At 31.7% G+C, this 14527-nt stretch carries 13 protein-coding genes; all 13 read left to right on the top strand.

Annotated elements, in window-relative coordinates; translation table 11 throughout:
- The first annotated feature begins 29 nt into the window (after positions 1 to 29).
- The 13 genes from LG651_RS10695 (at position 30) to LG651_RS10635 (ending at position 14494) form a co-directional block, all read left to right on the top strand.
- Positions 30 to 1184: an acylneuraminate cytidylyltransferase gene (locus LG651_RS10695; RefSeq protein ID WP_226696121.1), complete on the top strand. Its 1155-nt coding sequence runs from the start codon at positions 30 to 32 to the stop codon at positions 1182 to 1184.
- A 106-nt stretch (positions 1185 to 1290) separates the two neighbouring features.
- The gene (locus tag LG651_RS10690) at positions 1291 to 2166 is read left to right on the top strand and encodes an N-acetylneuraminate synthase family protein (protein WP_226696120.1); all 876 of its coding nucleotides are present in this window, start codon (positions 1291 to 1293) and stop codon (positions 2164 to 2166) included.
- A 1-nt stretch (position 2167) separates the two neighbouring features.
- Entirely contained in the window at positions 2168 to 3001 is an 834-nt protein-coding gene (locus LG651_RS10685; protein WP_226696119.1) for a polysaccharide pyruvyl transferase family protein, read from the top strand.
- Positions 2994 to 4388: a glycosyltransferase family 28 protein gene (locus LG651_RS10680; RefSeq protein ID WP_226696118.1), complete on the top strand. Its 1395-nt coding sequence runs from the start codon at positions 2994 to 2996 to the stop codon at positions 4386 to 4388. Before LG651_RS10685 ends, LG651_RS10680 begins: the two co-directional genes overlap by 8 nt.
- On the top strand, positions 4385 to 5527 hold the full coding sequence (locus LG651_RS10675; protein ID WP_226696117.1) for a glycosyltransferase family 4 protein: 1143 nt from the start codon (positions 4385 to 4387) through the stop codon (positions 5525 to 5527). Before LG651_RS10680 ends, LG651_RS10675 begins: the two co-directional genes overlap by 4 nt.
- Positions 5528 to 5529: 2 nt before the next feature.
- Positions 5530 to 7062 carry a glycosyltransferase family 2 protein gene (locus LG651_RS10670; RefSeq protein ID WP_226696116.1) on the top strand — a complete coding sequence of 511 codons (1533 nt, stop codon included), beginning with the start codon at positions 5530 to 5532 and terminating at the stop codon, positions 7060 to 7062.
- Positions 7059 to 8054: a glycosyltransferase family 2 protein gene (locus LG651_RS10665; protein WP_226696115.1), complete on the top strand. Its 996-nt coding sequence runs from the start codon at positions 7059 to 7061 to the stop codon at positions 8052 to 8054. Before LG651_RS10670 ends, LG651_RS10665 begins: the two co-directional genes overlap by 4 nt.
- A gap of 91 nt (positions 8055 to 8145) precedes the next feature.
- The gene (locus LG651_RS10660; protein WP_226696114.1) at positions 8146 to 8889 is read left to right on the top strand and encodes a class I SAM-dependent methyltransferase; all 744 of its coding nucleotides are present in this window, start codon (positions 8146 to 8148) and stop codon (positions 8887 to 8889) included.
- Between the two features lie 16 nt (positions 8890 to 8905).
- Positions 8906 to 9910 carry a hypothetical protein gene (locus LG651_RS10655; protein ID WP_226696113.1) on the top strand — a complete coding sequence of 335 codons (1005 nt, stop codon included), beginning with the start codon at positions 8906 to 8908 and terminating at the stop codon, positions 9908 to 9910.
- Between the two features lie 5 nt (positions 9911 to 9915).
- Positions 9916 to 11034 carry a glycosyltransferase family 4 protein gene (locus tag LG651_RS10650; RefSeq protein WP_226696112.1) on the top strand — a complete coding sequence of 373 codons (1119 nt, stop codon included), beginning with the start codon at positions 9916 to 9918 and terminating at the stop codon, positions 11032 to 11034.
- A complete protein-coding gene (locus tag LG651_RS10645) occupies positions 11035 to 12111 on the top strand; it encodes a glycosyltransferase (RefSeq protein ID WP_226696111.1) in 1077 nt (358 codons plus the stop codon).
- Complete coding sequence (locus tag LG651_RS10640) at positions 12108 to 13484, top strand: O-antigen ligase family protein (RefSeq protein ID WP_226696110.1); 1377 nt, start codon at positions 12108 to 12110, stop codon at positions 13482 to 13484. Before LG651_RS10645 ends, LG651_RS10640 begins: the two co-directional genes overlap by 4 nt.
- On the top strand, positions 13481 to 14494 hold the full coding sequence (locus LG651_RS10635; protein WP_226696109.1) for a glycosyltransferase family 4 protein: 1014 nt from the start codon (positions 13481 to 13483) through the stop codon (positions 14492 to 14494). The genes LG651_RS10640 and LG651_RS10635 overlap by 4 nt, the downstream gene beginning before the upstream one ends.
- Positions 14495 to 14527: the final 33 nt, after the last annotated feature.

Raw genomic sequence — 14527 nt, 5'->3', positions numbered from 1 at the left:
TTTTAGCATAATAGTGAAAATCGAATTTTATGAAAAGCATTGGTTTTATCCCTTTACGTAAAGGTTCTAAAGGTATTCCAAATAAAAATAAGCGAAAAATGGTTGGTCGCCCCTTGTTTACATGGGTTTTAGGCGAGGCCATTTTTTCTAATTTAGATGAGGTTGTTGTTTACACCGACGATGAGGATATTATTTCTTTTATTGAAAAGGAATACACTTGGACCAATAAAGTTAAAGCCTTATTGAGAAGCGAAGATAGTGCAAGTGACAGTGCAAGTACAGAATTTGCCATGTTAGAATATGCTGAAGCTATTAACTTCAATTTTGATGCTTTTTGTTTATTACAAGCAACATCGCCTTTTACAAAATCCGATGATATTGATACTTGCTTAAATAAATTAAATGAAGGTTTCGATTCTGCATTAACCGTTGTAAATACACATCGATTCTTGTGGGATAAAAACGGAAAACCATTAAATTACGATCCGTTAAATCGTCCGCGTAGGCAAGATTTTGAAGGATTGTTAATAGAAAACGGTGCTGTTTATACGGTAACAAAAGAAGCTTTAAAAAAACGTAAAAATAGAATAGGAGACAACGTTGCTGTGGTAGAAATGCCAGAAGATAGTTTACAAGAAATAGATTCTGAAACCGATTGGATTGTGGTAGAACAATTGCTTATGGAACGCCAAAAACATGAAAAAGAATCGAAAAAAATAACGCATTTAGTGTTAGATGTTGATGGCGTTTTTACCGATGGCACAATAACATATACCAAAGATGGCGAACACACTAAAGGGTTCGATATGCGTGATGGAATGGGACTTGAAATTTTACGACAATACGATGTTACCGTAATGATCATGACTTCAGAAAACTCGGAACTAGTTGCAAAACGCATGGAAAAGCTAAAGTTAAAACATGTGTTTTTAGGAGTAAAAGACAAATATACTTTACTTAAAAATATCACTAAAGATTTAGGAATTAGTATAAGTAATGTAGCCTATGTAGGCGATGACGTTAACGATTTAACCAATATTTGCAGTGTCGGTTGGTCGCTAACACCTAATAACGCTACAACAGTTGTAAAACAACATGCCGATGTGGTTTTATCTAATAATTCGGGAGCTGGAGCCATTCGTGAAGCTTGCGGATTTATAATGAATTATAACAAACGATTTTAATTTTTATACAATAGTTATTTCAATATGTCAGGCTGAGCGCAGTCGAAGCCTAATCAAGGAATCATCTAGTAATAAATTGATATAAAGGTTTTAAACCAAAAACAAAATGAATACCTACAAAAAACCATATGTAATTGCCGAAATTGGTTGCAACCATAAAGGCGATATGGAAATAGCGAAGGAACTTATAAAAGTCGCGAAAATATTTTGTGATGTTGATGCCGTTAAGTTTCAAAAGCGAAATAATAAGGAATTATTAACCGAAGACCAATACAATACACCGCATCCAAATCCGGTAAATTCATACGGTTCAACTTATGGAGAACACCGTGAGTTTTTGGAGTTCGATGTAAATCAGCATCAAGAATTAAAAGCATTTTGCGAAGAAGTTGGTATAACGTATTCAACTTCAGTGTGGGATTTAACCTCGGCAAAAGAAATAGCCTCATTAAATCCAGAATTTATTAAAATTCCATCGGCGTGTAATAACAACACCACGATGCTTACATGGTTATGCGAAAATTATAAAGGTGAGTTACATATTTCAACAGGAATGACCACCAAAACCGAAATTGATGATTTGGTTAATCTGTTTAAAACACAAAATCGTAATAAAGATTTAGTACTTTACAATTGCACATCGGGTTATCCGGTGCCTTTTGATGATGTTTGTCTGTTAGATATTAATCTGCTTATAGAAAAATATGGAGACCAAGTTAAACACATTGGGTTTTCTGGGCATCATTTAGGAATTGCTGTTGATGTTGCGGCTTACACGCTTGGAGCCAACATTATTGAGCGCCATTACACGCTCGATAGAACCTGGAAAGGAACCGATCATGCAGCGTCGTTAGAACCTATGGGCATGCGAAAACTATCTCGCGATTTAAAGGCAGTTTACAAAGCTTTAAGTTTTAAAAATGCAGATATTTTGCCTATTGAACAGGTGCAACGCGAAAAATTAAAAAATCAAAAAGGTTAACATGAGTTCATCTAAAAACATACGATTGTTTTGGTGGAACGAAATTAAAATACAAGGCAAAGCCAAAGAAAATTATGGTGATTTGCTAGGTAAATATTTAGTTGAAAAAATATCTGGAAAACAAGCGGTTTGGGTTAAGCCTAAAGCATTTTCTTTTGTGAATTTTTTTAAGCCCATTTACGTTACAATTGGTAGTATTTTAACCAACGTAACTAGTAATTGTATTGTTTGGGGAAGTGGCATAGTATCGAAAGCATATCCTGTTGAAAATGCTGAATTCTTAGCCGTTCGAGGCCCGCAAACCAGACGTTTTTTAATAGAAAAAGGTTACCATGTTCCAGAAGTTTATGGAGATCCGGCTTTATTGTTGCCAAAATATTATAATCCGAAAATCGAAAAGAAATACAAATTTGGTATTATTCCTCATTACAACGATTTTAAAAAAGTAAAGGATTTTTATTCCGATGCATCGGAAGTGTTGTTAATTGATTTAATGACTAACAATATTGAAGAAACCACAAACAAATTTTTAGCTTGCGACAAAATTGTATCGTCATCTTTACACGGCATTATTGTAGCACATGCTTACGGTATTCCTGCAGTATGGCAAAAATTTTCTGATGATGTTTTTGGCGACGATATAAAATATCAAGATTATTTCGAGTCGGTTTTAATCGAATCGTATAAACCAGAAATTGTAAATACTAAATTGAACATTCCAGATTTAGAAAGTTTGTTTACTACTAAACAAGTGCTTCCAAATGCAGAATTAATTGATGATTTGTGTAATAAATTAATGGCTGTTTGCCCGTTTAAAAAAGAAGTAAATGTCTAAAAAAGTATTCATTTTTTTTCCAGATGGCGTAGGCTTACGAAATTTTGCATTCACCGATTTTAAGAAAATAGGCGAGCAAAAGGGTTTCGATATTACGTACTGGAATAACACCATATTTTCATTAAAAGACAATTTAGGCTTTAACGAAGTTAAGATTGAAGATAAAAGTGCACACAAACTACTTTCCATATATTCCAGAGCAAGAAAACGTGCCGAATTAAATGTGTCGAGAGATAAATTTAATGACAATGTTTACCCAACTTATAAATTTCCTTTTAACTATAAAGGAGCGAAAAATATATTCCGTAGTTTGTTTACAAAATGGTTGGTTGGGAAATATTCATCTCCAAAAGGTATCACTCAACTACGCGAAAAAATAAATAAGTTAGAGCGTTCAACATCAAAATATGCCTATTGTAAAAAACAGTTACAAGAGCATAAACCAGATTTGGTGTTTTGTACAACCCAACGCGCCACACAATCTATTAGTGCGCTTCTAGCTGCTAAAGATTTAGGAATTCCTACGGTTGCTTTTGTATACTCTTGGGATAACGTACCAAAAGCGATGCAAGTGGTTGAAACCGATTATTACTGTGTTTGGAGCGATTTAATGAAAAACGAACAGCTTAAATATTATCCGTTTGTAAAAGAAGAGCAAGTGTTTGTAACGGGTACGCCACAGTTCGAACCACATTTCGATGCGTCGTTAAAACAAACTAAAGAGGCTTTTTTTGCTGAGCATAATCTTGATATCAATAAAAAATATATTTGCTATTCTGGAGACGATGAAACCACATCGCCGCTCGATCAATATTATCTTGAAGATTTAGCAAATGCATGTAGAAGTTTAAATAACAAAGGGTATAATTTAGGGGTAATTTACAGGAAATGTCCTGTAGATTTTACACCGCGATACGATGCTGTAATTAACGCGAATAAAGATATTATAACGGTAATCGACCCCATTTGGCAGCAAGTTGGTAGCCAATGGAACCAAATTTTACCAACGCCCGAAGATTTTAAAATGCTTTACAATGTTTGCGAACATAGTGAGTTTGTAACCAATGTATGCTCGTCTACAGTATTCGATTTTGTGGCTCATAATAAACCTTGTATTTATTATAATTATGAGCAACCGCAGTTAAAAAAAGGCATTCGCGATATTGGTCAGAATTACAAATATGTTCATTTTAGAAGTATGCCAAGCGATAAGGCAGCTGTTTTTTGTACCGATAAAAAAGATTTAGAAGGTATAGTAAAGCAGATTTTAGATGGTGAATTATCGAATGTAGAAGAAGGAACAGAGTGGTTTAAAATTGTAGCAGGAAAACAACCTACAAAAGCTTCAGAAACTATTTGGAACACACTTGAAGCGATATTAAAATGAAAATAGGTTTTATAACACCCGAATATCCGCACGAAAAAATTGCCCATGCTGCAGGAATTGGCACAAGCATAAAAAACCTTGCTATGGCATTGGTTAAAAAAGGTGTTGCTGTATATGTATTTGTTTACAATCAAAAAGCTTCAGAAGTTTTTAACGATAAAGGTGTTGAAATTCATAGCATCGCAAAAAAGAAATTTTCTTATTTAGGATGGTATTTTAGTCGTAAATACGTTCAAAATCAAATTAATAAAATAGTTTCAGAAAAACAGATAGCTATTTTAGAAGCGCCAGATTGGACAGGAATTACCGCTTTTATGCGTTTTAAAGTACCATTAGTTATTCGTTTTCACGGAAGCGATGCCTACTTCTGTAAATTAGAAGGCAGACAACAAAAGTTTAAAAATTTTGTTTTCGAAAAACAAGCCTTACGAAATGCTGATGCATACCTAGCGCCAACTAATTTTGCAGGTGAAGAAACTCGTGAAATTTTCGGAATAAAATCATCTAAAATAAATACGGTTTCTAACGGTGTTTTATTGAGTGATTTTACAAATGAATCGCCCGAAATTTACATTAAAAACACTATTTTATATGTAGGAACCATTATTAGGAAAAAAGGCGTTTTCGAGTTGGCTAAAATTTTTAATAAGGTTGCAGAACAAAACCCAGAAGCTCAATTAGTTTTAATTGGAAGCGATAGTGCAGATATTAAAACAGGGCAAAAATCTACTTATAATTTAATAGATAAATTGTTTTCTGCAGAAGCTAAAAATCGCGTTAAATATTTAGGGAAACTGCCATACAACGACGTGCAACAACAAATTAAACAGGCTCACGTTTGTGTGTTTCCAAGTTTTGCCGAAACCTTAGGTATGGTAACTATCGAGGCAATGGCATTACAAAAACCTGTGGTAAATACAAGCATTGGTTGGGCGCAAGAATTAATTGATGATGGTAAAAATGGATTTCTAATTCATCCAACAGAAACCAATTTGTATGCCGAAAAAATACTAGAATTACTTCATAATGAAGATTTATGTAGAAGTATAGGTGCGAAGTCAAGAGTTAAGGTTGTCGAAACATTTGATATCGATAAAATTGCCGATATTAATTTGAACTACTATAAATCGCTTTTATAATTATGATAGGTTTATTCCATAATGAAAATCATGTTGTTGAGGTCGTCGATTTGTCGTCGAAGAACACAATGGATATACCTTCGGATAAACCAACAAATGCATTATTTAAATTAGCCGAAATTTTCCCAGATCGAGTTATAGTTTGGTGCCATATCGACCAAAAAGAAAATTTAAATATTACTGATTTTCAAGATATATTCACCTTAAAAAATATGATGTTATCTTATGGTAAATCTCAATATTTACCTCAAGCAATTGGTTTTGTTGAAGATTCTCCGTTTTTAAAAGTGAATAAAAATGTAAAGTATCCAACCTGGTTAATGAGTAGTGACGTTGGAGCAATTTATGCATCGCAAGTTTTAAAATTTAAAACTATAATTAAATTAGATTTACCGTTTAGTTATGCATTAAATTCCATGGCTAAATTAGGGATGAGTAACGGTTTGTTTTGTTATTCAGAGCCAAAATTATTATTGAATTTAGGTTTAGTTAAAGAGCGAAAAAAGGCATCAAAAACCATGCTTTTTAAGTTTGTGAAACAGCATTATAAATGGGTTTGGAGTTTCTTTTTAATGTTTAATATTACTTTTTTTAATAAGCAATTTCTGCTTTATTCCTTTTTTAAAAGTTTGTTTGTTAGTCAATTAAAAGGTTCGATTAAAATAGATTTAGAAGTCTTAAAAAGTAATAGTGTATCTGCATCAAGTATCGATGTTATTATTCCAACTTTAGGAAGGAAAACTTATTTGTTGGATTTTTTAAATGATTTAAAACAGCAATCTATTTTGCCTAAAAAAGTAATTATCATTGAACAAAACCCAGACGAAAATAGTGCTTCCGAACTCGATTATTTAAGCAATCAAAATTGGCCTTTTATAATTTGTCATAAATTTATTAATAAAACTGGGGCATGCAATGCTAGAAATTTAGGGTTGAAAGAAGTAGTTTCAAATTATGTGTTTTTTGCCGACGACGATATTAGAATTCAACCCAATTTTACCAATTTGGCACTCAAAAAAATGCAAGCAGCTAATGTTAAAGCGGTGACCTTTACTTGTTTAAGAACCAACGATAAAAAACAAAATTTTAATGATAAACAATGGAGTACTTTTGGTTCTGGCTGTAGTATGGTAAAAAGTACAGCTTTAAAAGAGTTGTATTTTAATATGGTTTACGAGTTTAATTTTGGTGAAGATGCCGATTATGGCATGCAATTAAGAAACAATGGTGTTGATGTTATTTATTTTCCTGAACCAGAAATTGTTCACCTAAAAGCTCCAATTGGCGGTTTTAGAAAAAAGCACATAAATATTTGGACAAAACAGGGTTATAGCCCAAAACCGTCTCCAACAATTATGTACTATAAATTAAAACATAACACATTAGAGCAACTTTTAGGTTATAAATTAGTGTTATTTTTAAAGTATTATAAAAGTCAATCCATTAAAAACCCGATAACCTATTTTAAAACGTTTAAAAAACAATGGCGGGAAAGTGTATTATGGGCGAACAAACTAAAACAAATTAAGCAATGAAATTCTCCTTAATTGTTTGTACATATATGCGGCCGAAGGCTTTGTTAACGTTACTGGAATCGGTAAAAAAGCAAACGTTTTATCCTGATGAAATTATTATTGTTGATGGTTCTATAAATAAAGAAACGGAGCAAATTTTAAAAGAAAATGAGTTTAATAACCTTAGTTATTTTCTTGTAGGTGATAGGCATCGCGGTTTAACCAAGCAACGTAATTTTGGAGTAGCTAAAGTAGCAAGGGAGATAGATATTATTTGTTTTTTAGACGATGATATTGTTTTAGAGTTTAATTATTTTGAAGCTTTAATTGATACCTATAAACTAAAACCAAATGCTTTAGCGGTTGGAGGTTATATTAAAAATGAAGTGGTTTGGGAAAAAGCCAACACCGCAAATAATCCTGATTTGTTTTATTTTGAAGGTTGGAGCAGGAGTGAACCAGCGCGATTTAGATTGCGTCGAAAATTTGGATTGTTGCCAGACAGAAAACCAGGATTTTTACCAACTTTTGCACACGGCAGATCTATTGGATTTTTACCGCCATCTGGTAATATTTATGAGGTTGAATTAATTATGGGTGGTGTGTCATCTTATAAAAAAGAAGTTTTTAGTAAGTTGGGCTTTTCTACTTATTTTGAAGGTTATGGTCTTTATGAAGATGCCGATTTTAGTTTGCGTTTAGCTAAACTTGGCAAATTATATGTAAATACACAAGCGCAATTAAGTCATTATCACGATGTTTCAGGACGACCAAATAAGTATAAATATGGTAAAATGGTGCTTAGAAATGGTTGGTACATTTGGCGTGTAAAATATAATAAACCTAAATTTACAGCTAGACTAAAATGGCATGCTACCGCGTGGTTGTTAATAGTAATTAGACTGCTAAATGTAATAACCACTAAAGATAAAAAACAGGCTTTAACAGAATCATTTGGTAGAATAATGGGATGGTTTAGTTTGATTTTTAATAAGCCAGTAATTTTAAAATAATGAAATAATGTTTAAGAATTGTAAATTATGTCATAATGAAGTGAATTTAATAAATGAAAAATTTAACTTAGGAAAATGCGGTCACTGTAAGTTGATTTTTTGCCTTGATAAATATTCTCAAGAAGAGTTAGTTACACTTTACGATAAGTTGTATAATAATAACTCAGCAAAGTACGAAAGTTATTCTGTGAATGAGTATAATATGCTTTTGAAAGGTAAAAAAATTAAAATTGGACATAATAGGTCTAGAGTATTACAAAAACATGTATTTAATTCAAATTACAAGTCGGTATTAGAAATTGGAAGCGGTATTGGCTTAATGGGCGCTTATATTAGAAGTGAAAATGCTGATATAGACTATTTAGGGATTGAAATAGATAAGGAGGCTTATAAAAAATCTAGGAGTTTAAATTTAAATACTATTAATTCCGATTTTAAGATAATGAATGATATTGAAGACTCTTTTGATGTTATTTTGTTATGGGAAGTTATTGAACATTTACAAGATTTAAAATTATTTATGGATTTGGCTTACAAAAAGTTAAATAAAAACGGAAAGATAATTTTGTCGACTCCTAATTATAATAAAATATTAAATTATCCTGAACGTGCTAAAGATAATTTATATCAAGACGCGCCGCCAATTCATTTAAATTTTTTTACGAAAAGTAATATTATTACCATTTTTGAATCTTATAATTTTAAAAATTGTAAGGTGAAAATAAAACGGTTTCCGTATTTGAATTTAAAATCATTGCAGTTTTATAAAAATGTTTGCAAGTCAATTTTTAATGCTTATCAAGGATCAACAATATTTTTTGTTGCTCAAAAATAATGGTTATTAATTATTTATGAAATTAGAACTATCCGTTTGGACACACCATTTAACGCATTTAGTATATTCTTATTTTTACTATTGTAGAGCGAACAAAATAGGGGTTAATATTTCGTATAACCCTAAAATTAAATACAATTCGGCTAAATTAACGGTACATAATAACACTATTCTTTTCGATTATTCTGATGATACAAAGTTTATTGATGCTTCAGATAATTTCGACTATTATTTTAAGCGTTCGTTGTTAAAAAGGGATCAGTCCTTAAATGTACATCCATTAAATTTTAATGTTCCTCTCGCTTATAAAAGCTATCAGCTTTTGTTAAAATTAAATAAAGATTTGGTGTTTCATAAATTTAATAGAACAGAGATCGGTAGAGTTTTAGATATTTTTGGTTGGTTTACAAACTCAGGGCATGGAACTCTTGATATTAAAAATTATCCTAAAACAGTTTCCGATTTTGGTGGAAACATCATTTATTATACCCGATTATGGAACCCAGATAATAATCCTAACCCTGATGAAAAAGAGCGGAGAATGTTACAAAATGAATTTAGAATTAATGCGTGTAGAATATTAAAAAAGGAATTTAACAACGTGGAGGTTGGTTTGTATGCAGATGATTTATCAAATAAATTAGCCTCAGATTTAGTATTGCCACCTTCAAAATCGGATAAAAAGAGTTATTTAAAAAAATTGTCGAAATTTAATATAGGTATTGCGGACGATGGTTTAAAAAATACTCCAGGTTGGAAAATTGGAGAGTATTTACTATTTGGTAAAGCAGTTGTAACAACACCTTTAAACGTTTGTATTGATGATTTTTATGAAGGTGTAAATTATTCAAAAGTATCTTCTCGTTCGGCTTACAACGAAATTCCCGATAAAATTGAGTATTTGTTGCAAAATAAAAACTATTTAAAAATGTGTGAAGCTAATTTTATTTGGAGTAAAAATTATATCCATCCTAAAAACTATTTGGCGCGTATTTTAAAAGTTACCGAATTATCTGAATAATAACAATGACTTTCGTAATCATCACACATGTTAAACACAAATTTCAAGGTCAAGTCATTTTGGGCTATGCTCCGTATGTGCGAGAGATGAATATTTGGTTAAAACATGTAGATGAAGTTATTATTGTTGCACCAAAAACGTCTGAAGCTATTTCTGATATTGATATAGCATATCAGCATAAAAATATAAAGTTTGTAGAAATTCCTGCCATTCAGTTTACAAGTTTAAAGCATGCCTTTTTTGCAATATTTAAAATGCCTAAAATTGTATGGGCCATTTTTAAAGCAAGTAAAAAAGCCAATCATTTACATTTGCGATGCCCTGGAAATATTGGGTTGTTTGGCTGTTTGGTACAAATGGTTTTTCCTAAAATACCTAAAACAGCAAAATATGCGGGGAATTGGGATCCAAAGTCCAAACAACCATTAAGTTATAGACTTCAAAAGCGTATTTTAAGTAATACTTTTTTAACCAAAAATATACAGGTTTTGGTGTATGGAAAATGGCCGAAGCAAACTAAAAATATTAAACCTTTTTTCACGGCGACTTTTAAAGAAAATGAAATTGAAGCACCATTAATTCGCCAATATACTTACGGTTTAAAATTTGTCTTTTTAGGCAGTTTAGTGTCCGGGAAACGTCCGTTATTAGCGATAAAAATTGTTGCATTGTTAATTAAAAAAGGATTCAATGTGTCTTTCGATTTGTATGGCGAAGGCATTTTAAAAGAAGAATTACAACTTTATATTCAAGCACAAGGTTTATCAGATCATATCAAACTATTAGGAAATCGAGATAAAAATGTTGTAAAGGAAGCTTTAAAGGAAGCTCATTTTTTACTATTACCTTCAAAATCTGAAGGATGGCCAAAAGCTTTGGCTGAAGCTATGTTTTTTGGAGCGATTCCTATTTCAACCACAATTTCTTGTGTGCCTTATATGTTAGACGAAGGTAATCGTGGTATTTTAATTAGTCCCGATGAAAAATCTGCAGCCAATAAAATTGAATCGCTTTTAAATACACCCACAGAACTTCAAGAAATGTCTAAATTAGCATATAAATGGTCGCAAAACTATACTTTAAATACCTTTGAAGCCGAAATTGTTAAATTATTACAAGTATAAATGCGGGTTTTACAATTAATAGATTCTTTAGATACTGGTGGAGCAGAACGTGTTGCTGTTAATTTAGCCAATGCATTAGCTAAAGAAACTAAATTTTCTGCCATTTGTGCAACACGAAAAGAAGGTTTATTAAAAAATGAAATTAACCCAGATGTTCATTATCTTTTTCTTGGCAAAACAAAAGCGATAGATATTACTGCTATAAAAAAAATGATTTCGTATATAAAAACGAATCAAATTCAAATTATTCATGCGCATTCTTCCTCTTTTTTCTTAGCTAGCATAATAAGGATGTTTAATAAAAGTTTAAAAATAGTATGGCATGATCATTATGGAAATGCCGAGTTTTTAAGCGAACGAAAACATAATGTTTTAAAAGTATGTTCAAAATTGTTTTCTCATATTTTTGCAGTAAATACCACTTTAGAAATTTGGATAAAAACGAATTTAAAACATAAAAAAGTATCATATTTGCCTAATTTCGGAACTTTGAATACGACGTTAAAAATAACCGAATTAAAAGGAGAAACGGGAAAACGAGTGGTGTGTTTAGCTAATTTTAGAGAACAAAAAGATCATATTACGCTTATTAAAGCATTTAAAAAAGTTTCAGAAACACATAAAAATTGGACATTACATTGTATCGGTAAAAGTTTTAACAACGATTATTTCAATACGGTTAAATCTGAGATGCAAAAGCAAGATATTGAGAATAATGTGTTTTTATATAAACAAAAACCGGACGTTTATAATATTTTAAAACAGTGTGAAATAGGAGTGCTGTCTTCAGTATCTGAAGGGTTACCCATTGCACTTTTAGAGTATGGTATTGCTAACTTAGCTGTTGTGGCAACCCATGTTGGTGAAATAGGAAATGTGGTTTCAAATAAAATAAACGGTAGTTTAGTTTATCCTAATTCAGTTGAAGAGCTATCAAAAGCAATTTTGCTGTACATAGAAAATAAAGCTTTGCGATTAGAACATAGCGCTGCATTTTCAAAACATGTTGAAGCAAATTATTCTGAGAATTTTCAAATTAAAACAATAATAAACACGTATAAACAAATTCTTTATTGAACAATTTTAGTTACATAAAAAAAATAGGGTTTCATGTGTTATTGGGTTTAGCTATTTATGCAGTTTCCTTTTTATCTAAAGTGTATTTGTTTGCAATTTGCGTGTATTTTGCAAATCAAATTTTAACAGCAAAACCTTCTCAAAAACCAGTGCAAGTTTTGTTGGCATGCGCATATGTTGTAGGTTCAGAAGTTTTTATTAGAATGACTGGTGGAAATTTCTTGTACGAAGCGTCTAAATATTTGGTTATTTTGTTTGTGTTTATGGGACTTTTTACTACCAGATTGCCAAGTCAGCCTATTGGGTATATCATGTATTTGTTTTTGCTGCTACCTGGTATTATTGTAGCCGGACTTAACTCTAGTCCAGGGTCTAATTTAAGAACCGACATAGCCTTTAACCTTAGTGGCCCCGTTTGTTTAGGTATTGTTGCTTTATTTTGTTATAAGCGAAAAATTAGCTTTCAAAATTTAAATAAAGTCTTGTTATATATGGCATTACCGTTAGTGTCTATGACTATTTATTTGTTTTTTTACACACCAGATGTAAGAGCAACTGTTACTGGTACCGGATCGAATTTTGCTGCTTCTGGTGGTTTTGGCCCCAATCAAGTATCAACTGTTTTGGGTTTAGGAATGTTTGTGCTTACGGCTCGTTTTTTTATGTTATCTCCCAACCTATTTCTTAAAATTATTTCGGGTGTACTTTTGGCGGCCATGAGTTTTAGAGGTGTTGTTACCTTTAGCCGTGGTGGTATTTTAACAGCGTTGTTTATGATTGCGGCTTATTTATTTTTCTATTTCAGAAAAGTTAACATAAAAGCTAAATTTAGAATTACAAGGTTAGTTGTTATTTTTACAGCCTTGGCTTTATCGGTTTGGTTAATTTCGTCTTTACAAACAGGAGGTTTAATTGAAAATAGATACGCAAACCGAGACGCTTTAGGTAGAGAAAAAGAAGATGTTACAACAGGACGGAGTGATTTAATATCGTTTGAGTTTAATGAGTTTTTAAACAATCCTGTTTTTGGGGTTGGAGTTGGAAAAATAAAGATTTTGCGCGAACAGAAAGAAGGACTTCTAGCAGCTTCCCATAACGAGGTAAGTAGAATTTTAGCAGAACATGGTTTATTTGGTGTTTTTGCTTTTTCAATTTTGTTATTAGCTCCGATGCTTTTTCGATTTAAAAATAAGAATAACGTATTCTTTTATTCCTTTTACTTATTTTGGTTTTTAACAGTAAATCACTCGGCAATGCGTATTGCAGCTCCGGCTTTTGTGTATGGGCTATGTTTGCTTGATGTTAGGTTTAAATCGAAACGTGTAAATAAATCACCTGCAACCAAGCTGGTGAAAAATACTGGGAATTCGTGAGGCATATTGTTTACATAGGAAATAAAGTGAGTAAAGCTTCTAAGGCTAATTTGTCTTCAATCGATGTATTGTCAAAACGCTTATTTGACGAAGGATTTAAGGTAACATCTGCGTCACACAAAAAAAATATAATCTTACGATTATTTCACATGCTTTATGTATGTTTCAAAAATCGAAAATCGGCCAATTATGTTCTTATCGATACTTACAGCACTCTAAATTTTTACTATGCCTTTTTAGTGAGTGCCCTTTGTAGAATTTTTAAACTTAAATATATTCCTATTTTACATGGTGGTAAATTGCCAAATCGTTTAAAAACATCACCTAAATTATCAAAATTCATTTTTAATAATGCCTATGTAAATGTGGCTCCTTCAGCTTATTTGGGAAGTCAGTTTAAAACTTTTGGTTTTAACAATGTCACGAATATTCCAAATGCTATCGAAATTGATAATTATCCTTTTAAAAAAAGGCAATTTAAGGAGGTGAAATTGCTTTGGGTACGAGCGTTTTCTAAAATTTACAATCCGTTATTAGCTATAAAAATTTTAAAATCGTTAAAGCTTGAAGGTATAGACGCATCGCTTTGTATGGTTGGACCAGATGTTGATGGTAGTTTAAATGATGCGCGGCAGTTCGCTAAAAGCCAAAAATTAAACGTAACGTTTACAGGAAAGTTAACCAAGAAGGAATGGATTGCCCTTTCAAAGGAATATAACATCTTTATAAATACTACAAATTTCGATAATATGCCTGTGAGTGTTATTGAAGCTATGGCGCTCGGTTTACCTGTTATATCTACTAATGTTGGTGGTTTGCCTTATTTAATTCAGCATGAAAAAACAGGAGTTTTAGTTGAACCAAACAACGTTGAACCGTTTGTAAATTATATTAATTTGTTTCGTTTAAATTCAAGTTACGCTTGCCAGTTGGGTGTTAATGCCAGGAGTTATGTTGAAGGTTTTAACTGGGAAAAGATTAAAAAACAATGGGCTAATCTTCTTGAATAATTTTAAACTATTATATAACTTATTTATCTTTAC

The organism is Neotamlana sargassicola, from assembly GCF_020523965.1.
Lineage (GTDB): Bacteria > Bacteroidota > Bacteroidia > Flavobacteriales > Flavobacteriaceae > Neotamlana > Neotamlana sargassicola.
Note: the sequence above shows the minus strand (reverse complement) of the source record. Positions and strands in the feature narration are given on the sequence as shown.